This is a genomic window from Kitasatospora misakiensis (genome assembly GCF_042656005.1).
GTDB lineage: Bacteria > Actinomycetota > Actinomycetes > Streptomycetales > Streptomycetaceae > Kitasatospora > Kitasatospora misakiensis.
The window spans coordinates 1-19,844 of record NZ_JBHSOF010000028.1; the positions used below are offsets into that span (position 1 = coordinate 1).

Annotated in this window: 15 protein-coding genes, 2 tRNA genes and 1 pseudogene; 14 read left to right on the plus strand and 4 right to left on the minus strand. The window is 72.8% G+C overall.

Annotated elements, in window-relative coordinates; genetic code table 11:
- Positions 1 to 620 (minus strand): HAD family hydrolase (locus ACFP3U_RS20970; RefSeq protein WP_380227135.1); only part of this gene is annotated, 620 nt, incomplete at its 3' end.
- Positions 621 to 927: 307 nt separating this feature from the next.
- Here ACFP3U_RS20970 and ACFP3U_RS20975 point away from each other — a divergent pair.
- The 8 genes and pseudogenes from ACFP3U_RS20975 to ACFP3U_RS21010 form a co-directional block, all read left to right on the plus strand.
- Positions 928 to 2,124, plus strand: a pseudogene (locus ACFP3U_RS20975) (APC family permease); the annotation flags it as partial.
- A gap of 475 nt (positions 2,125 to 2,599) precedes the next feature.
- Positions 2,600 to 4,594, plus strand: a complete 1,995-nt coding sequence (locus tag ACFP3U_RS20980; RefSeq protein ID WP_380227204.1) for an APC family permease — start codon at positions 2,600 to 2,602, stop codon at positions 4,592 to 4,594.
- Positions 4,595 to 5,036: 442 nt separating this feature from the next.
- Positions 5,037 to 5,126 carry a K(+)-transporting ATPase subunit F gene (gene kdpF, locus ACFP3U_RS20985; protein WP_380227136.1) on the plus strand — a complete coding sequence of 30 codons (90 nt, stop codon included), beginning with the start codon at positions 5,037 to 5,039 and terminating at the stop codon, positions 5,124 to 5,126.
- A gap of 1 nt (position 5,127) precedes the next feature.
- The gene (kdpA, locus tag ACFP3U_RS20990) at positions 5,128 to 6,789 is read left to right on the plus strand and encodes a potassium-transporting ATPase subunit KdpA (protein ID WP_380227137.1); all 1,662 of its coding nucleotides are present in this window, start codon (positions 5,128 to 5,130) and stop codon (positions 6,787 to 6,789) included.
- Positions 6,789 to 8,936 carry a potassium-transporting ATPase subunit KdpB gene (gene kdpB, locus ACFP3U_RS20995; protein ID WP_380227138.1) on the plus strand — a complete coding sequence of 716 codons (2,148 nt, stop codon included), beginning with the start codon at positions 6,789 to 6,791 and terminating at the stop codon, positions 8,934 to 8,936. The genes kdpA and kdpB overlap by 1 nt, the downstream gene beginning before the upstream one ends.
- A 16-nt stretch (positions 8,937 to 8,952) precedes the next feature.
- A complete protein-coding gene (gene kdpC / locus ACFP3U_RS21000; RefSeq protein WP_380227139.1) occupies positions 8,953 to 9,576 on the plus strand; it encodes a potassium-transporting ATPase subunit KdpC in 624 nt (207 codons plus the stop codon).
- Positions 9,577 to 9,712: 136 nt separating this feature from the next.
- On the plus strand, positions 9,713 to 12,421 hold the full coding sequence (locus tag ACFP3U_RS21005) for an ATP-binding protein (protein ID WP_380227140.1): 2,709 nt from the start codon (positions 9,713 to 9,715) through the stop codon (positions 12,419 to 12,421).
- The gene (locus ACFP3U_RS21010; RefSeq protein WP_380227141.1) at positions 12,418 to 13,098 is read left to right on the plus strand and encodes a response regulator; all 681 of its coding nucleotides are present in this window, start codon (positions 12,418 to 12,420) and stop codon (positions 13,096 to 13,098) included. Before ACFP3U_RS21005 ends, ACFP3U_RS21010 begins: the two co-directional genes overlap by 4 nt.
- A gap of 55 nt (positions 13,099 to 13,153) precedes the next feature.
- On the opposite strand, the gene ACFP3U_RS21015 is transcribed toward ACFP3U_RS21010, so the two are convergent.
- Positions 13,154 to 14,425: an amidohydrolase family protein gene (locus ACFP3U_RS21015; RefSeq protein WP_380227142.1), complete on the minus strand. Its 1,272-nt coding sequence runs from the start codon at positions 14,423 to 14,425 to the stop codon at positions 13,154 to 13,156.
- Between the two features lie 239 nt (positions 14,426 to 14,664).
- On the opposite strand from ACFP3U_RS21015, the gene ACFP3U_RS21020 reads away from it, so the two are divergent.
- From ACFP3U_RS21020 to ACFP3U_RS21045, 6 genes are all read left to right on the plus strand, one after another.
- Positions 14,665 to 14,737 (plus strand) — tRNA-Thr (locus tag ACFP3U_RS21020).
- A 43-nt stretch (positions 14,738 to 14,780) separates the two neighbouring features.
- Positions 14,781 to 14,853, plus strand: a tRNA-Met gene (locus ACFP3U_RS21025).
- Between the two features lie 84 nt (positions 14,854 to 14,937).
- Entirely contained in the window at positions 14,938 to 15,102 is a 165-nt protein-coding gene (rpmG, locus tag ACFP3U_RS21030) for a 50S ribosomal protein L33 (protein ID WP_006604855.1), read from the plus strand.
- A 129-nt stretch (positions 15,103 to 15,231) separates the two neighbouring features.
- Entirely contained in the window at positions 15,232 to 15,693 is a 462-nt protein-coding gene (locus ACFP3U_RS21035) for an FAS1-like dehydratase domain-containing protein (protein ID WP_380227143.1), read from the plus strand.
- 5 nt (positions 15,694 to 15,698) lie between these two features.
- Positions 15,699 to 16,121: a MaoC family dehydratase gene (locus tag ACFP3U_RS21040; RefSeq protein ID WP_380227144.1), complete on the plus strand. Its 423-nt coding sequence runs from the start codon at positions 15,699 to 15,701 to the stop codon at positions 16,119 to 16,121.
- A 58-nt stretch (positions 16,122 to 16,179) separates the two neighbouring features.
- Positions 16,180 to 17,223: a UDP-N-acetylmuramate dehydrogenase gene (locus tag ACFP3U_RS21045; RefSeq protein WP_380227205.1), complete on the plus strand. Its 1,044-nt coding sequence runs from the start codon at positions 16,180 to 16,182 to the stop codon at positions 17,221 to 17,223.
- A 21-nt stretch (positions 17,224 to 17,244) separates the two neighbouring features.
- Here ACFP3U_RS21045 and ACFP3U_RS21050 read toward each other — a convergent pair whose 3' ends face one another.
- Both ACFP3U_RS21050 and ACFP3U_RS21055 read right to left on the minus strand, forming a co-directional pair.
- On the minus strand, positions 17,245 to 18,273 hold the full coding sequence (locus ACFP3U_RS21050) for an adenosine deaminase (protein WP_380227145.1): 1,029 nt from the start codon (positions 18,271 to 18,273) through the stop codon (positions 17,245 to 17,247).
- 269 nt (positions 18,274 to 18,542) lie between these two features.
- The gene (locus ACFP3U_RS21055) at positions 18,543 to 19,787 is read right to left on the minus strand and encodes a pyridoxal phosphate-dependent aminotransferase (RefSeq protein ID WP_380227146.1); all 1,245 of its coding nucleotides are present in this window, start codon (positions 19,785 to 19,787) and stop codon (positions 18,543 to 18,545) included.
- Positions 19,788 to 19,844 lie beyond the last annotated feature (57 nt).

Here is a 19,844-nt window from a genome sequence, read left to right on the forward strand (position 1 = left end):
TCCCCGGTGTGGGTGGGGGTGGGGTGGGATGGGGGGAGGGGTGGGGGTGGGGAGGGGGTGATCCAGATGGAGCGGAGGCCGGTGGCGTGGGCGCCGCGGAGGTCGGTGGCGGGGTTGTTGCCGACCATCCAGTCGGTGGGGGTGAGGGTGCGGCCGAGGCGGGTGGCGGCTAGGTGGAAGATCGCGGGGTCGGGCTTGCGGGCGCCGGCCTCTTCGGAGACGCAGACGGCGTCGACGGCGGGGAGTAGGCCGGTGCGGGTGAGTTTGGCGCGCTGGATGTCGGTGGAGCCGTTGGTGACCACGGCGATGGTCCAACCGGCCGCGCGGAGGGTGGCGAGGGCCTCGGGGACGCCAGGGAGGAGGTGGGTGCGGGCAGCTTCCTGGGTGACGTGGTTCGCCCAGAGGGTGGCGCCGGTGTGCGGGAGGCCGTAGTGGGCGGCGATCCGGGCGAAGCCGGTGGGGGATCGGTCGGCGCGCAGGAGGGTGAAGACGGTGGGGGCGGCCTCGGGCGGCAGGCCGTGGGTGGCGCAGAAGGCCGGGGTCCAGGCGTCGGGGCCGCCGTCGCGTTCGACGAGGGTGTGGTCCAGGTCGATCAGGAGCAACGGGGAGCGATGGCGCATGTTCGGAGAGTAGTGGATTGCCGGGGAGGTGGGTTATTGCGAGCGACTTGCAATTACGTCAGCTGGGCAGCACAGTGGTGGGGCAGGGTGGGGTCGGACCGTTTCAGCTTGCGCGCCGGGAGTCCTCCGTCACGGCTGATCGTCTTCCCAACCGGCGCCCGCCGGGACAGCGGTCCGCCCACCCCGCCCAGGTCAGGGGCCCGTCAAGAGTGGCGGACGGGGCGTCAAGAACCCGTACGGACCGGGGCCGGCGGTGGAGCGCCGCCCGCAGGATCGGAGCAACCGATCACCGCGGAGGTCCCGTCCGATGTCCAGCCACCTAGCCGCCGAGCCCGACACCACGGCCGGGAAGGCCGGGAAGGCCGGCGCGCACGGTGACGACCGGCACCGGCTGACCGTGCTCGGCGGGCTCGCGGCGCTCTCCCCGGACGCGATGACCTCGGTGGCCTACGGGCCGGAGTCGATCGTGCTGGTGCTCGCGGCGGCCGGGTCGTACGGCCTGGGGTTCACGCTGCCGGTCACGGTGGCGATCGCGGTGCTGCTGGCCGTGCTGGTGGCCTCCTACCGGCAGGTGATCGCGGCCTTCCCCGACGGCGGCGGCTCGTACGCGGTGGCCAAGGCGCACCTGGGCCGCCGGACGGCGCTGACCGCCGCGGCCTCCCTGGTGGTCGACTACGTCCTGAACGTGGCGGTGTCGGTGACGGCCGGGGTGGCCGCCCTGACCTCCGCGGTGCCGGGCCTGTACGGGGGCCGGGTGTGGCTCTGTCTGGGCGTGCTGGGGCTGGTGACGGCGGTGAACCTGCGGGGGATCGCCGAGTCGGCCCGCTGGTTCCTGGCGCCGACCGCTGTCTTCGTGCTGTCGATCCTGGCCATCGTCGTGGTCGGCCTGTTCCGGGACGCGCCCGCGAGCACCGCGGCCGCCGCCGGGCACGCCTCGGTGCTGACGGAGAACGCCACCGCGGTGGGCGCGCTGCTGCTGCTCAAGGCCTTCGCGGCCGGCTGCTCGGCGCTGACCGGCGTGGAGGCGGTGGCGAACGCCGTCCCCTCCTTCCGCGCGCCGGGCGTGAAGCGGGCCCAGCGCACCGAGGTCGCGCTCGGCGCGCTGCTGGGCGTGATGCTGATCGGACTGGCCGTGCTGATCGGCCGCTTCCACCTCCAGCCGGTCGAGGGCGTCACGGTGCTCGCCCAACTGGCCGACGCCTCGCTCGGCCACGGCGCCGGCTTCTACCTCGTCCAGTTCGCCACCGTCGTCCTGCTCGGCCTGGCCGCCAACACCTCCTTCGGCGGACTGCCCGTCCTGCTCCACCTGCTGGCCCGCGACAACCACCTGCCGCACGTCTTCGCCCTGCGCGCCGACCGCCAGGTCCACCGCCACGGCGTCCTCTTCCTGGCCGTCGCCTCGGCCGTGCTGCTGATCGGCTCGGGCGGCGACGTCAACGGCCTGGTCCCGCTGTTCGCGATCGGGGTGTTCGTCGGCTTCACGATCTGCCAGGTCGGTATGGTCCCCGGATCGGCGAGCGCCTCGAAGCGGTCACCGCGATCACCCGCCTCGCCCGTGACGGCCTCTCCGCCGCCCTCTCTCTCGGCGACGAGGTCATGGCCGTCACCGTCGTCCACGACCCCGCCGAGAGCGACACCGACGCCGACACCGAGACCGACACCGAGGCTGAGACGTCGGGGGCAGGGAATGGCGCGGCAAGGCGGCAGGAAAATAAGACGATATGCCCCAAATGAGCGGGTCGATCGTCATATCTTGACGATGTCTTAACGGCCCCCCTTGACGCCCCCGAAACACCCCCGCCCCGCCCACCCCGCCCCGCCCATACCGCCTCTGACCTGCGCGAACATCCCGCCCATCGGGCGTTCCGGCCGCCCGGTACGCGCCGAGACGGCCCATTGCGCGCCCGGCGTGCGCCCTTACGCTCGCCCATGTGTTCAACGTGCCCCAGGCGCTCAAGCGCCTAGTGATCGGCAGAGCCATGCGCAGCGAGGAGCTCGGCGAGACGCTGCTCCCCAAGCGCCTGGCCCTGCCGATCTTCGCTTCCGACCCGCTCTCCTCGGTCGCCTACGCGACCCAGGAGATCCTGCTGGTGCTCACCGTCGGTGGCGCCGCCTTCCTCTCCCTGACCCCGTGGGTCGCGGCCGGCGTGGTCGCGCTGATGGCGGTCGTGGTGATGTCCTACCGCCAGGTCGTGCACGCCTACCCGAGCGGCGGCGGCTCCTACGAGGTGGTCTCCCGCAACCTGGGCGCCAACTCGGGCCTGGTGGTGGCTGCCTCGCTGCTGGTCGACTACGTGATGACGGTCGCCGTCTCGGTGGCCTCCGGCGTGGACAACATCATCTCGGCGCTGCCCTCGCTGGCGGACCACCGGGTGGAGATGGCGGTCGGCTTCGTCGTCCTGCTGATGGCGATGAACCTGCGCGGCGTCCGGGAGTCCGGCAAGGCCTTCGCCGCGCCGACCTACCTGTTCATCGGCGGCATCCTGCTGATGGTGGCCACCGGACTGGTGCGGATGCTGCTCGGCGACGCCCCGGTGGCGGCCAGTGCCGCGTACGGGATCGTGCCGGAGGGCGGCAACGACACCCTGGCCGGGCTGGGGCTGCTGATGCTGGGCCTGCGGGCGTTCGCCTCCGGCTGCACGGCGCTGACCGGCGTGGAGGCGATCTCCAACGGCGTGCCGGCGTTCCGGGCGCCGAAGTCGAGGAACGCCGCCGCCACGATGGCCGTGATGGGCACCACGGCCGTGGTCATGTTCGTCGGCATCACCGCCCTGGCGCTGGTCGCCGACGTCCACATCGCCGACAACGCCTGCCAGCTCACCGGCTTCCCCGGGGACTGCGCCACCGCGCCGCAGCAGACCGTGATCGCCCAGCTGGCGGCGGCGATCTTCGGCGGCGACGGGAGCGTCCTCTTCTACTTCATCCAGGCGGTCACCGCGCTGGTGCTGATCCTGGCGGCCAACACGGCGTTCAACGGGTTCCCGCTGCTCGCCTCGATCCTGGCCGAGCACCGCTACCTGCCCCGGCAGATGCACACCCGCGGCGACCGGCTGGCCTTCTCCAACGGCATCATCGCGCTCGCGGTGGTGGCCGGCGGCCTGCTCTGGCTGTACGACGCGGACGTCACCAGCCTCATCCACCTCTACATCCTGGGCGTCTTCACCTCCTTCACGCTGTCGCAGATCGGCATGGTGAAGCACTGGAACCGGACCCTGGCCACCGAGACCGACCCGGCGGCGCGCGGCGGCGCCCAGCGCTCCCGGGTGATCAACTCCTTCGGCGCGGTCATCACCGCGCTGGTGCTGGTCATCGTGCTGCTGACCAAGTTCACCCAGGGCGCCTGGCTGGCGGTGGTCGCGGCGGTGGTGCTGTGGGTGATGATGCGCGGCATCCGTCGGCACTACGACAGCGTCGCCGAGGAGTTGGCGGTGGACGACCCGGAGGCCGAGTCGGTCCGCCCCTCCCAGGTGCACGGCATCGTGCTGGTCTCCAAGGTGCACAAGCCCACCCTGCGGGCGATCGGCTACGCGCAGGCGTTCGCGCCGGACACCCTGGAGGCGGTCACCGTCGCGGTCGAGCCGGACGCCACCGGGGAACTGCGGCGCCGGTGGGAGGAGTTGGACCTCCCGGTGCCGCTGAAGGTGCTGGACTCGCCGTACCGGGAGATCGCCAAGCCGGTGGTCCAGTACGTGCGGGAGTACCGGCAGACCAGCCCTCGGGGAGCGGTGGCGGTCTTCATCCCGGAGTACGTGGTCGGGCACTGGTGGGAGCACCTGCTGCACAACCAGTCGGCGCTCTGGCTGAAGAGCCGGCTGCTGTTCACCTCCGGCGTGATGGTGATCAGCGTGCCGTGGCAGCTGTCCTCCTCCAGCCGGGCCAACCGGCCCTCGCGGCGCGCCCCGGGCGCGGTCCGGCGGGGTGAGCCGGCCGTGCGCTCGGAGCGCGAGAAGCTGACGGCGCCCGAGCACGCGTAGCAGCGGACCCGGGCGCGGCGGAACGCGGATCGGGCCCCGGACGGCACCTGCCGTCCGGGGCCCCGGCGTACCCGGTCACGGGGCCTCGGCGTATCCCGTCACGGTCCGAACAAGACCCCGGACAACGCCCGGACGAGACCCCGGTCACGGCCTGGACAACGCCCGGACGAGACCCCGGTCACGGCCCGGACAAGGCCCCGTATGGAGCCCGTCAACAATCGAACGGGCGCCGTATGGAGGGCGTCAAGAGCGCCGTTGACGCTCGGTGAGCGCGGTTGGCTGGCTCCTGCCGGCCTTCCGCCGGTGCCGTGCCGGCGGACGAACGCGGGCCGCGGCCACTTCCGAACCACCGTGGTGGAGCCATGTCCGATCTCATCTACGTCGCCGTCACGGTCGCCGTGTTCGGCGTCATCGCCCTGATCGCACGGGGGGTGGAGAAGCTGTGACCGCGGAGAACGTCGTAGGTCTCATCGTGGCCGTCGCTCTCGTCGGGTACCTCGTCGTGGCGCTGATCTACCCGGAGAAGTTCTGACATGAGCTCCACTCTCGCGGGCTGGCTGCAGGTCCTCGCCCTGGTGGGCGCCCTGGCCCTGTGCTACCGCCCCCTGGGCGACTTCATCGCCCACACCCTCACCACCTCCAAGCACCTGAGAGCCGAGAAGGCGCTCTACCGGGTGATCGGCGTGGACGCCGACGCCGATCAGCGCTGGCCGGTCTACCTGCGGTCGGTGCTGGCCTTCTCGGCCGTGTCCGTCCTCTTCCTCTACGCCCTGATCCGGGTGCAGCAGTGGCTGCCGCTGGGGCTGGACGTGCCGCAGATGTCGGGCCACCAGGCGTGGAACACCGCGATCTCCTTCGTGGCCAACACCAACTGGCAGTCCTACAGCGGCGAGGCCGCGATGGGGCACCTGGCCCAGATGGCCGGCCTGGCGGTGCAGAACTTCGTCTCCGCGGCCGTCGGCATCGCGATCGTCGCCGCGCTGATCCGGGGCTTCACCCGCAACCGGACGGACCGGCTGGGCAACTTCTGGGTCGACCTGACCAGGATCAGCGTCCGGCTGCTGCTGCCGATCTCGATCGTCTTCGCGCTGGTCCTGGTCGCCACGGGCGTGGTGCAGAACTTCCACGGCTTCCACGAGGTCGCCACCCTGGCGGGCGACCCGCAGGCGGTGCCGGGCGGGCCGGTGGCCTCGCAGGAGGCCATCAAGCTGCTGGGCACCAACGGCGGCGGCTTCTACAACGCCAACTCGGCGCACCCCTTCGAGAACCCGACCGGCTTCTCCAACCTGGTCCAGGTCTTCCTCATCCTGGTGATCCCGTTCGCGCTGCCGCGTGCCTTCGGGCGGATGGTCGGGGACAACCGGCAGGGCTACGCGATCGTCTCGGTGATGGCGCTGTTCTGGGTCGCCTCGACGGTGCTGATCACGATCGCGGAGTCGCGGCACGCCGGCAGTGCGCTGCAGGCGGCGGGCGGGGCGATGGAGGGCAAGGAGCAGCGGTTCGGCATCGCGGCGTCCAGCCTGTTCGCCGCCTCGACGACGCTGACCTCGACCGGCGCGGTGAACTCCTTCCACGACTCGTTCACGCCGTTCGGCGGCGGTCTGGCGATGTTCAACATGATGCTGGGCGAGATCGCGCCCGGCGGTGTGGGTTCGGGCCTGTACGGGATGCTGGTGCTGGCGATCGTCGCGGTCTTCGTGGCCGGTCTGATGGTCGGGCGCACCCCCGAGTACCTGGGCAAGAAGCTCGGCGGCCGGGAGATGAAGTTCGCCTCCCTCTACATCCTGACCACGCCCACCCTCGTGCTGGTCGGCACGGGTGTGGCGATGGCGCTGCCGGGTGAGCGCGCCGGGATGCTCAACTCGGGCGCCCACGGCTTCTCCGAGGTGCTGTACGCCTTCGTCTCGGGCGCGAACAACAACGGTTCGGCGTTCGGCGGCATCACGGTGAACACCGACTGGTACGACACCGCGATCGGTCTGGCCATGGTGTTCGGCCGGTTCCTGCCGATGGTCTTCGTCCTGGCCCTGGCCGGCGCGCTCGCGCAGCAGCAGCCGGTCCCCGCCACCCCGGGCACCCTGCCCACCCACAAGCCGCTGTTCGTGGGCCTGCTGTCGGGCGTCGTCCTGATCGTCGTCGGCCTCACCTACTTCCCGGCCCTGGCTCTCGGGCCGATCGCGGAAGGTCTCTCCTGATGTCGTCCACCCTTACCGAGAAGCCGGCCCCGCAGCCGGAGCCGGCCCCCCAGTCGCAGCCGGAGCCGGCGCCCGCCGCGCTCGCCCCGCACAGAGCGGCCGGCGGCCTGCTGGACCCGAAGCTGATCGCGGCCTCCCTGCCGGACGCGGTGCGCAAGCTCGACCCCCGGGTGATGGTCAAGAACCCGGTGATGTTCGTCGTCGAGGTCGGCTCGGTCGTCACCACCGTCTCCGCGATAGCCGACCCGTCGGTCTTCGCCTGGGCGATCACCGTCTGGCTCTGGCTGACCACCGTCTTCGCCAACCTGGCGGAGGCCGTCGCCGAGGGCCGCGGCAAGGCGCAGGCGGACACCCTGCGCAGGACCAAGACCGACACCATGGCCCGCCGGCTGCTCGACTGGCCGACGAGTCAGGCCGAGGAGGAGGTGGCCGGCACCGCGCTGCGGCTGGGCGACCACGTGGTGGTCGAGGCCGGACAGGTCATCCCGGGCGACGGCGACGTCGTCGAGGGCGTGGCCTCGGTGGACGAGTCGGCGATCACCGGCGAGTCCGCGCCGGTGATCCGCGAGTCGGGCGGCGACCGCTCCGCGGTGACCGGCGGCACCAAGGTGCTGTCCGACCGGATCGTGGTGAAGATCGCCTCGGAGCCCGGCAAGTCGTTCATCGACCGGATGATCGCCCTGGTCGAGGGCGCCGCCCGGCAGAAGACCCCCAACGAGATCGCGCTCAACATCCTGCTGGCCTCGCTGACCGTCGTCTTCCTGATCGCGGTCGTCACGCTCCAGCCGATGGCCACCTACGCCGGTGCGCCGCAGTCGATGGTCGTCCTGGTCGCGCTGATCGTGGCGCTGATCCCGACCACGATCGGCGCGCTGCTCTCGGCGATCGGCATCGCGGGCATGGACCGGCTGGTCCAGCGCAACGTGCTGGCGATGTCCGGCCGCGCCGTCGAGGCCGCTGGCGACGTCACCACCCTGCTGCTCGACAAGACCGGCACCATCACCCTCGGCAACCGCCAGGCCGCCGAGTTCCTGCCGGCCCAGGGCGTGAGCGTCGGGGACCTCGCGGACGCCGCGCAGCTGTCCTCCCTCGCGGACGAGACGCCGGAGGGCCGTTCGATCGTCGTCCTCGCCAAGACGGAGTACGGTCTGCGGGCCCGCGCCCAGGGCGAGTTGACGCACGCCACCTGGGTGCCGTTCACCGCGCAGACCCGGATGTCCGGCGTCGACCTGGCCGAGGCCGAAGGCGTGCACTCGGTGCGCAAGGGCGCGGCGGGCTCGGTCACCCACTGGGTCACCGAGAACGGCGGCACGGTCGGCGGCGACGTCGCCGAGCTGGTCGACGGCATCTCCGCCGCCGGCGGCACCCCCCTGCTCGTCGCCTCCCGGACCGGCGGTGCGGTGCCCAGGGCCCTCGGCGTGATCCACCTCAAGGACGTGGTGAAGGAGGGCATGCGGGAGCGCTTCGACGAGCTGCGCCGGATGGGCATCAGGACCATCATGATCACCGGCGACAACCCGCTGACCGCCAAGGCGATCGCGGAGGAGGCGGGCGTGGACGACTTCCTCGCCGAGGCCACCCCCGAGGACAAGATGGCCCTGATCAAGAAGGAGCAGGCCGGCGGCAAGCTGGTCGCGATGACGGGCGACGGCACCAACGACGCCCCCGCCCTCGCCCAGGCCGACGTCGGTGTCGCGATGAACACCGGCACCATGGCGGCCAAGGAGGCCGGCAACATGGTCGACCTGGACTCCAACCCGACCAAGCTGATCGAGATCGTCGAGATCGGCAAGCAACTGCTCATCACCCGCGGCGCGCTGACCACCTTCTCCATCGCCAACGACGTCGCCAAGTACTTCGCGATCATCCCGGCGATGTTCGCGGCGGTCTACCCGGGCCTGGACAAGCTCAACATCATGCAGCTGCACAGCCCGCAGTCCGCGATCACCTCGGCCGTCATCTTCAACGCCCTGGTCATCATCGGCCTGATCCCGCTGGCCCTGCGCGGGGTGAAGTACCGGCCGTCCGACGCCAGTTCGCTGCTGCGCCGCAACCTCGGCCTCTACGGCCTCGGCGGCCTGGTCGTCCCGTTCGTCGGCATCAAGCTGATCGACCTCGTCGTCCAGTTCATCCCCGGCCTGAGCTGAGAGAGGAGAACGCATCATGTCCAAGCCCCTGCCCACCACCGTGCGCACGCACTTCACCGCGCTGCGGATGCTGCTGGTGATGACGGTGCTCCTCGGCATCGCCTACCCGCTGCTGGTCACCGGAGTCTCCCAACTGGCCTTCGCCGACAAGGCGAACGGCTCGATCGTGAAGGTCGACGGCAAGGAGGCCGGCTCCAGCCTGCTGGGCCAGAACTTCAACCTGCCCAAGCAGAACCCGGACGACCCGAACGAGGCCCCGCGCCCCGACCCGCGGTGGTTCCAGCCGCGCCCCGGCGCCTACGACCCCAAGGCCTCCGGCGCCTCCAACCTCGGACCCAACAGCGCGGACCTCGCCAAGACCGTCGAGGAACGCCGCCAGGCGGTCGCCGCGTTCGACGGCGTCGACCCGGCGAGCGTCCCGGTGGACGCCCTCACCGCCTCCGGCTCCGGCCTCGACCCGGACATCTCCACCGCCTACGCCCAGCAGCAGGTCGAGCGGGTCGCCGCGGCCCGCGGGCTGCCGGCGGACACCGTCCGCAAGCTGGTCGAGAAGTACACCGACGGCCGCTCGCTGGGCTTCCTCGGGCAGTCGGGCGTCAACGTCGTCCTGCTGAACCGGGCGCTGGCGGAACAGAAGTGACGGTCGATCGGCTGAGCACCTGAGGCGGGCCGGTCCGGGCCGGGGCGAGCACCCCGCACCCGGACCGGCCCGCCGCCCGGCCCCCCAGCCCCCGTATGTCGCAGCAGACGAAGCAGCAGACGAAAGAGCAGCGCCCATGGCCCGCGACCTCACCCCCGGCACCGGACACCGACGTGGCCGGCTGAGGGTGTACCTCGGCTCCGCCCCCGGTGTCGGCAAGACCTACCGGATGCTGGACGAGGCACGGCGCAGACGGGACCGCGGCGCGGACGTCGTGGTCGGCTGGATCGAGTGCCACGGCCGCCGGCACACCGAGGCCATGCTCGACGGCCTGGAGGTCCTGCCCCCGGCCCACCGCTCCTACCGGGACGCCGAGTTCGCGGAGATGGACCTCGACGCCGTCCTCGAACGCGCCCCGGCCCTCGTGCTGGTGGACGAACTCGCCCACACCAACATCCCCGGCGGACGCAACGGCAAGCGCTGGCAGGACGTCGAGGAGCTGCTGGCCGCCGGCATCGACGTCATCACCACCGTCAACGTCCAGCACCTGGAGTCGCTGAACGACGTCGTCCAGAAGATCACCGGCATCCCGCAGCGCGAGACCGTCCCGGACGAGGTGGTCCGCCGGGCCGACCAGATCGAACTCGTCGACATGGCCCCCCAGGCGCTGCGCCGCCGGATGGCCCACGGCAACGTCTACCGGGCGGAGAAGGTGGACGCCGCGCTCTCCAACTACTTCCGGGTCGGCAACCTCACGGCCCTGCGCGAGCTCGGCCTGCTCTGGGTGGCCGGGCGGGTCGACGAGGGGCTGCGCGACTACCGGGCCAGCCACAACATCGACCGCGTCTGGGAGACCCGCGAACGCGTCGTGGTCGCCCTCACCGGCGGCCCCGAGGGCGAGACGCTGATCCGCCGGGCCGCCCGGATCTCCCGCCCGTCGCCCACCGCCACCCTTGGCCGAGACGCTCCGCGCCGCCCCTCTCTCCGCACCGCCGGCGGGGACCTGCTCGCCGTGCACGTCACCCGCAGCGACGGCCTGGCCGGCGCCTCCTCCGGCGCGCTCGCCCAGCAGCGGCAGCTGGTCGAGACCCTCGGCGGCAGCTACCACGTGGTCGTCGGCGACGACATCCCCACCGCGCTGCTCGCCTTCGCCCGCGCCCACGACGCCACCCAGCTCGTCCTCGGCACCAGCCGGCGCGGCCGGACCGCCCGCTTCCTCACCGGCCCCGGCATCGGCGAGACCACCGTGGACGCCTCCGAGGACATCGACGTCCACATGGTCACCCACGCGTTCACCGGCCGCGGCCGCCTCCCCGCGCTCGGCCGCCGCCACTCCCCGCGCCGCACCGCCGCCGGCTTCGTCGCCGGTCTGGTGGTGCCGTGGCTGCTGACCGCGCTGCTCTCGCACTTCCACGGCGGGGTGAACCTCACCACCGACGCGCTGATCTTCCAGCTCGGCGTGGTCGCGGTGGCCCTGCTCGGCGGCGCCACCTCCGCCCTGCTGGCCGCGCTGGTCGCCTCGGCGCTGCTCAACTACTTCTTCATCCCGCCCGTCCACACCTTCACCATCGGCGAGACCAACAACATCATCGCCCTGGTGGTCTTCGCCGCCGTCGCGCTGACCGTCTCCACCGTGGTCGACCACGCGACCCGGCTCACCGCCCGGGCCGCCCGGGCCACCGCCGAGGCCGAGACCCTCTCCACCCTGGCCGGCAGCGTGCTGCGCGGCGCGGACGCCCTGCCCGCGCTGCTGGAGAAGTCCCGCACCGCCTTCGGGATGCACGCCGTCGCCCTGCTGGAGCGCACCGGCGGCGAGGTGCTCGCCTCCTGCGACGCGGCCTCCTGCGACGCGGCCTCCGGCGACGCGGCCTCCGGCGACACCGCCGAGGGGGTCGCCGCCGGCACCGACGGCGACCCGGGCCGGATCCTGGAGACCACCGAAGTCCCGGTCGGCGCCGACGCCGTCCTCGTCCTCACCGGCCGCCGACTGCCCGCCGCCGACCAGCGCGTGCTCACCGCCTTCGCCGCGCACGTCGCCGCCGCCCTCGAACGCGACCGCCTCGCCGTGGTCGCCGCCGAGGTCGAGCCGATCAAGGCCGCCGACCGGATGCGCACCGCCCTGCTCGCCGCCGTCAGCCACGACCTGCGCACCCCGCTCGCCGCCGCCCTCGCCTCGGTCGGCTCGCTGCGCAGCCCCGACGTCGAGTTCTCGCCCGAGGACCAGGCCGAACTCCTCGCCACCGCCGACGAATCCCTCGTCAAGCTCACCCGACTGGTCGACAACCTGCTCGACATGAGCCGACTCCAGGCCGGCGCGCTCACCCTGCACCTCGCCGAGACCCACCTCGACGAGATCCTGCCGCGCGCCCTCGACTCGCTCGCCGACCCGTACGCCCCCGTCCAGCCGCTCGACCTGGAGAGCGTCCCACCCGTCCTCGCCGACCCGCCGCTGCTGGAACGCGTCCTCGCCAACGTGATCACCAACGCGCTGCGGCACAACGCGCCCGGCGCGCCCGTGCTGGTCGCCGCCAGCCACCACGCCGAACGGGTCGAACTGCGGGTGATCGACCGGGGCCCCGGCATCGCCCCCGAGGACCGCGACCGGGTCTTCCTGCCGTTCCAGCGGCTCGGCGACACCGACAACACCACCGGCGTCGGCCTCGGCCTCGCCCTCTCCCGCGGCCTCGCCGAGGCCATGGGCGGCGGCCTGGAGGTCGAGGACACCCCCGGCGGCGGCACCACCATGCTGCTCACCCTGCCCGCCGCACCGGCGCCACCCGGGCCCCCGCCCGCCGAGTACCCCGCCGACCACCCGTCCGCGTACCCGGGGGAGGTCCCCGTATGAGCGAGATCCTCGTCGTCGACGACGAGCCGGCGCTGCTGCGCACCCTGCGGATCAACCTCGGCGCCCGGCAGTACGCCGTCCGCACCGCCGCCACCGGCGGCGAGGCCCTGGACCGCGCCGCGCACACCGCCCCCGACGCCGTGCTGCTCGACCTCGGCCTGCCCGACCTCGACGGCATGGACGTCATCCGGCGCCTGCGCAGCCGCAGCGCGGTGCCGATCATCGTGCTCTCCGGCCGCGCCGGCACCGCCGATAAGGTGAACGCGCTGGACGCCGGCGCCGACGACTACCTCACCAAGCCGTTCCTGATGGAGGAACTGCTGGCCCGGCTGCGGGCCGTGCTGCGCCGCCCGCCGGTCACCGGCGCCCAGGCGGCGCCCGCGGCGGTGATCGGCGACCACACCGTGGACCTCGCCGCCACCACCGTGACCGGACCGGACGGGCCGGTGCGGCTCACCCCGACCGAGTGGCGGATCCTCGCCCTGCTGCTGGCCGACCCCGGCCGGCTGGTGCCCGGCCGGCGGATCCTGCGCGAGGTCTGGGGCCCGGCCCACGAGCAGCGCGGCAACTACCTGCGGGTCTACCTCGCCGGGCTGCGGCGGAAGCTGGAACGCGACCCGGCCCGGCCGCGCCACCTGATCACCGAACCGGGCATCGGCTACCGGTACGAGCCCTGAAGAGCGCTGTCGACGAGCCGTCAGGAGCCCCGTTCAGCCCCCGTTCAGCCCCCGTTCAGCCCCCGTCCGTGCCGTCCGACTGCCGGGGCAGCGCCAGGGCCACCGTGTCGGCGAACTCCCGCACCGCGCTGGTCCGGCTGACCACCCGCCCGCCGTGCACCACCAGCCGGCTGTGCCCGCCCGCCAGGGCGCCGGAGAGGCTGTCCCCGCGCACCGCCAGCAGCTCCGCCGGGAAGCCGGCGTCCACCCGCACCGGCGGCAGCCCGAGCGCCAGCCGCGCCTGGTTGGACACCGCGTCGTACGCGGCGTCCGGGTCCAGCACCCCGCCCGCCGCCAGCAGGTACGCGGCCTCCAGCGGATCCGCCCGCCCGACCGGGTTGGCGCCGTCGCGCAGCGAGCCGCTGCCCGCGACCAGCGGCACCCGGGCCTTCACCAGCTCGCGCAGCAACTCGGGCCGCAGGCCGCTCGCCAGGCCCTCCAGCCCCGCGCAGCCGCCGTTCTGCGGCAGGCAGACCACCCGGACCCCGCTGCTGGCCAGCACCGTCGAGGCGCCCGGCGCGAGCCCGCCGCACGGACCGACCACCACCCGGGGCCGCAGCGGCGCGAGCGCCCCGGCCAGCCGGGCCAGCTGCACCGGATCGGCGGCCGTGGTGTGCAGGTCCACCGCGCAGTCGGCCTCCCGGGCGGCCTCCAGCAGCAGCTGGACGTAGCCCGCCGGGTCCGGGTCCAGCTCGGGGCAGCCGCCGGCCGCCGTGGCGCCCAGCTTCAGCGCCTCCCGCAGCTGGACCCGGCCGTCCGCCCCGGCCCGGCCGGTGAGCAGCCGGGGCATCGCGACCGCCTGGAGGTCGGCGAGGCCGCGCACCGCCTGCTGGGCGGTGAGGACCGCCTCCAGCCGGCGCAGCCCGTGCACGTCGCCGATCCGGACGTGGGTGCGCTGGGCGGTGGCGCCGTAGCCGAGCGAGGTGAGCGCGGCCTCGGTCACCCGCCGGGTGAGCTCGGCGGGCGTCTCCGGCGGCGGGGTGGGCAGCGCGGCGGAGAAGGCGACGTCGTAGTGCGCGTGGGCCTCGGCCGGGGCCGGCAGCAGGAGGTAGCCGCGCAGGTCGATCCGGGCCCCGGTGGTGACGGTGGGGCCGCCGGGCAGGGCCGGCAGCGGGCCGAGTCCGCCCGAGGTGCCGACGGCCTGGATCCGGCCGCCGCTGATCCGGACGTCCACCACCCGGCCGTCCGCCAGCCGGGCCCCGGTGAGCAGCAGGACGGGTCCGTGCCCGAGCGGGTTGGCGGCCGGGCCGGATCCGGGGTGAGGTCCGTCGGCGGCTGCGCTGTCCATCGCCCGGCTCCTTCGTGCGTCCCGGTTCCTGCTCGGGTCAATGAGCGACGAGCCTACGGCGGGCGGGCCCGGGGCGCCGGGAGGCGGGCAATAGTCGTATCGGCTCGGGGCGCGCCCCCTGAGGCGGGCCGAACGCCCGGCCTTCGATCGTTCGCCCGTGCGCCTCGTCGACCTGCGGACTTCCCCGCGGGATACGGATTTCACCTCTGGGCGCGGAACGTGTAATCTCTTCCTCGTTCGCCCCTATAGCTCAGTCGGTAGAGCGTCTCCATGGTAAGGAGAAGGTCTGCGGTTCGATTCCGCATGGGGGCTCTGGTGAGAGTGAGTCGGCTTCGGCTGTGCTCAGGATCACCGTGGCGGTGTAGCTCAGTTGGTAGAGCAAGCGGCTCATAATCGCTGTGTCACCGGTTCAAGTCCGGTCACCGCTACCCCGCGTAGTCGGTCGGGAGATCGCACTCCCGGTCGGCTACTCTTGTCTGTGTTCTTATTCATTGTCCAAGGAAGGCACTCCCGTGGCTGCCACCGATGTCCGCCCGAAGATCACGCTGGCCTGCGTGGAGTGCAAGGAGCGGAACTACATCACCAAGAAGAACCGGCGTAACGACCCGGACCGTCTTGAGATGAAGAAGCACTGCCCCCGCTGCAACTCGCACACCGCGCACCGCGAGACCCGCTGACCCTGCTGCAGGGCAACGGGCCTGTGTGACCAGGTCTATGGCTCCGGGCCGCATCCCTCACTGGGGGATGCGGCCCGGAGTCTTTTCTGTTCGAACCGTTTGTCCACCGCGTTTGACGAGGAGCTGCCGATGGCACTCGACCCCTCCTTCATCGGGCGGACCTACCCGCCCACCGAGCCGTACGAGGTCGGGCGGGAGAAGATCCGCGAGTTCGCCGTCGCCGTCGGTGACGCCAACCCCGCGTACCTCGACCCGGAGGCCGCCAAGGCGCTCGGGCACCCGGACGTGATCGCACCGCCGACCTTCCCGATCGTGCTCACCATGCGGGCCGCCGGCCAGGTCGTCCAGGACCCGGAGCTGGGCCTGGACTACAGCCGGGTCGTGCACGGCGACCAGAAGTTCAGCTACACCCGCCCGGTGCGGGCCGGCGACCGGCTCACCGTGGCGGTCACCGTCGACAACATCAAGTCGCTGGCCGGCAACGACGTGCTCACCGTGCGCGGCGAGGTCGCGGACGTGACCGGCGAGCACGTGGTGACGTCCGTCATGACCCTGGTGGCCCGGGCCGCCGACGAGAAGGCGGGGGAGTGAGCCCGATGGCGATCGGATACGACGAGATCGAGGTCGGCACCGAGCTGCCGGCGCAGTCCTTCCCGGTGACCCGCGCCACACTGGTGCAGTACGCGGGCGCCTCCGGGGACTTCAACCCGATCCACTGGAACGAGAAGTTCGCCCTGGAGGTCGGCCTGCCCGACGTCATCGCGCACGGCATGTTCACCATGGCCGAGGCGATCCGGGTGGTGACCGACTGGGTCGGCGACCCGGCCGCGGTGGTCGAGTACGGCGTCCGGTTCACCCGTCCGGTGCCGGTGCCCAACGACGGGACCGGCTCGGTGATCGAGGTCACCGGCAAGGTGGCCAAGCTGCTCGACGACCGCAAGGTCCAGGTCGACCTGGTGGCCAGCTACGCCGGCCAGAAGGTGCTCGGCATGTCCCGGGCGGTCGTCCGGCTCGCCTGAGTCAGCACCTGGTCAGGGGGCGGTGGCGGTACGGGCTCCCCGTACCCTGGGGGGCGTGCTGGAAGAACTCGACGCCCCCCTCGCCCCGCTGACCACCCTGCGGCTCGGCGGCCCGGCCCGCCGCCTGGTGACCGCGCACACCGACGACGAGGTGATCGCCGCCGTCCGCGCCGCGGACGCGGCCGGGGAGCCGCTGCTGGTACTCGGCGGCGGCTCCAACCTGGTGATCGGCGACGCCGGCTTCCCCGGCACCGCGCTGCGGATCGCCACCACCGGCTTCGCCCTGGACGGCACCGCGCTGGAGCTGGCCGCCGGCGAGGTCTGGGCCGACGCGGTGGCCCGCACCATCGAGGCCGGCCTGGCCGGTGTCGAGTTCCTGGCCGGCATCCCCGGCTCGGCCGGCGCCACCCCGGTGCAGAACGTCGGCGCGTACGGCCAGGAGGTCGCGCAGACGATCACCGAGGTGGTCGCCTACGACCGCCGCGCCGACGAGGTGGTCACCCTCCCGAACGCCGCGTGCGCGTTCTCCTACCGGCACAGCCGTTTCAAGGCCGACCCGGAGCGCTACGTGGTGCTGCGGGTCCGCTTCGCGCTGGAGGACGCCGCCGGGCGCTCCACCCCGGTCCGCTACGCCGAGGTCGCCAAGCACTTCGGAGTGGCCACGGACGAGCGGGTCGACCTGCGCGAGGCCCACGCCGCAGTGCTGGGGCTGCGGGCCGGCAAGGGCATGGTGCTGGATCCGGCGGACCACGACACCTGGTCGGCCGGCTCCTTCTTCACCAACCCGGTGCTCGACCCCGAGCAGTACGCCGCCTTCCTGGCGCTCGCCACCGAGCGCGAGCTGACCGCCCCCGCCTACCCGGCCCCGGACGGGCACACCAAGACCTCGGCCGCCTGGCTGATCGACCGGGCCGGCTTCGCCAAGGGCTACGGGAGCGGCCCGGCGACCCTCTCCGGCAAGCACACCCTGGCACTCACCAACCGCGGCGCGGCCACCACCGAGGACCTGCTCGCCCTGGCCCGGGAGATCCGGGACGGCGTGCGGGCGGCCTTCGGGGTGGAACTGGTGAACGAGCCGGTGATGGTCGGCGTCAGCCTGTAGGGCCGCCCTCCCGGCGCGCGGCTACCCCGCCAGCCAGGCGTCGACGTCCGCCAGCAGTTCCTTCTTGACGCTGTCGGGCGCCATCGAGCCGCGCACCGACTGCCGGGCCAGCTCGGCCAGTTCGGGGTCGGAGAACCCCAGCACGTCCCGGGCCAGGCCGTACTGCTCGGCGAGCCGGCTGCCGAACAGCAGCGGGTCGTCGGCGCCGAGGGCGAGTGGCACCCCGGCGTCGAACAGCCGGCGCAGCGGGACGTCCTCGGGGCGCTCGTAGACGCCCAGCGAGACGTTCGAGGACGGGCAGACCTCGCAGGTGATCTGACGGTCGGCCAACCGCTGCATCAGCCGCTCGTCCTCGGCGGCCCGCACGCCGTGACCGATCCGGCCGGCGCCGAGGTCGTCCAGGCAGTCCCGGACGGACTCCGGTCCGGCCAGCTCGCCGCCATGCGGGGCGGCCAGCAGCCCGCCCCGGCGGGCGATGTCGAAGGCCCGGTCGAAGTCGCGGGCCAGGCCGCGCCGCTCGTCGTTGGACAGGCCGAAGCCGACCACCCCCCGGTCGGTGTAGCGGACGGCCAGCCGGGCCAGGGTCCGGGCGTCCATCGGGGACTTCATCCGATTGGCCGCGACCAGCACCCGGATGCCGACCCCGGTGGCCTCGGCGGCCTGCGCCACGGCGTCCAGGATCAGCTCCAGGGCGGGGATCAGACCGCCGAGCCGGGGCGCGTAGGAGGTCGGGTCGACCTGGATCTCCAGCCAGCGGGAGCCGTCCCGCCGCTCGTCCTCGGCGGTCTCCAGGACCAGCCGGCGGATGTCCGCCTCGTCGCGGAGCACCGAGCGGGCGGTGTCGTAGAGGCGCTGGAACCGGAACCAGCCGCGTTCGTCGGTGGCCCGCAGGCGGGGCGGCTCGCCGGAGCTGAGCGCCTCCGGCAGCCGGACACCGTGCTTGTCGGCCAGTTCCAGCAGGGTGGCCGGGCGCATCGAGCCGGTGAAGTGCAGGTGCAGGTGGGCCTTCGGGAGGTCCCTGACGTCGCGCGGATTCAGCAGGCGTTCCATTCACGAATCCTGCCGTATCGGGGGCCCCTACGGGAACCGCCCTCTTCCCGGCCCCCGAAGGGGTGAAAAGAGGGCGGTCCGGTCACCCGGCGTTGACGAGCCCCCACCTACCCGCCGTGACCCCCGCCGGGCACGACCGCGAGCGAGCCGAAGGGCCGCGCCGGTGCCGAAAGGGAGGAGCGAGGACGACGCGACGAAGGAGCGGCGTTGGAGCGACGACCGTCGGCACCGGGTCAAAGCGGCCCGGAGGCGAGCCGAGCCCCAACAAATCAGCGGGCCTCGGCGAGGAGGGTCTGGATGCGGCCGACGCCCTCGGCGAGGTCGGCGTCGCCCAGCGCGTAGGAGAACCGCAGGTAGCCGGGGGTGCCGAAGGCCTCGCCGGGGACGACCGCGACCTCGACCTCGTCCAGGATCAGCGAGGCCAGCTCGGCGGAGCTCTGCGGACGCTGCCCGCGGATCTCCTTGCCCAGCAGGCCCTTGACGGACGGGTAGACGTAGAAGGCGCCCTCGGGCTCGGGGCAGACCACGCCGTCGATCTCGTTGAGCATCTTCACGATGGTGCGGCGGCGCCGGTCGAAGGCGGTGCGCATCTCGTGGACGGCGGAGAGGTCGCCGGAGACGGCGGCCAGGGCGGCGCGCTGGGCCACGTTGGAGACGTTCGAGGTGGCGTGCGACTGCAGGTTGGTCGCGGCCTTGACGACGTCCTTGGGGCCGATCACCCAGCCGACCCGCCAGCCGGTCATCGCGTAGGTCTTGGCGACGCCGTTCACCACGATGGTCTTGTCGGCCAGCTCCGGCAGCAGGGCCGGCAGCGAGGTGAACTCGGCCTCGCCGTAGACCAGGTGCTCGTAGATCTCGTCGGTGAGCACCCACAGGCCGTGCTCCAGGGCCCAGCGGCCGATCGCCTCGGCCTCGGCCCGGGTGTACACGGCGCCGGTCGGGTTGGACGGCGAGACGAACAGCACGACCTTGGTGTTCTCGGTGCGCGCGGCCTCCAACTGCTCGACCGAGACCTTGTACCCGGTGGTCTCGTCGGTCACGACCTCCACCGGCACACCGCCGGCCAGCTGGATCGACTCGGGGTAGGTGGTCCAGTACGGCGCCGGGACGATGACCTCGTCGCCCGGGTCGAGGATCGCCGCGAACGCCTCGTAGATCGCCTGCTTGCCGCCGTTGGTCACCAGTACCTGGGACGCGTCCACCGCGTAGCCGGAGTCGCGCAGCGTCTTGGCCGCGATCGCCTCCTTGAGCTCCGGCAGGCCGCCGGCCGGGGTGTAGCGGTGGTTCCGGGGGTCGCGGCAGGCCTCGACGGCCGCCTCGACGATGTAGTCCGGGGTGGGGAAGTCCGGCTCGCCGGCGCCGAAGCCGATGACGGGCCGGCCGGCCGCCTTGAGGGCCTTGGCCTTGGCGTCCACGGCGAGGGTGGCGGACTCGGCGATCGCGCCGATCCGGGCGGAGACGCGGCGGTCGGCGGGGCGGACGGAACGGTCGGGCTGCGGGGTGGAAGCGCTCATGCCTGCATGGTCGCAGACCGCACACCGCCCGGGCATGGCGGTTTCACGATATGTACG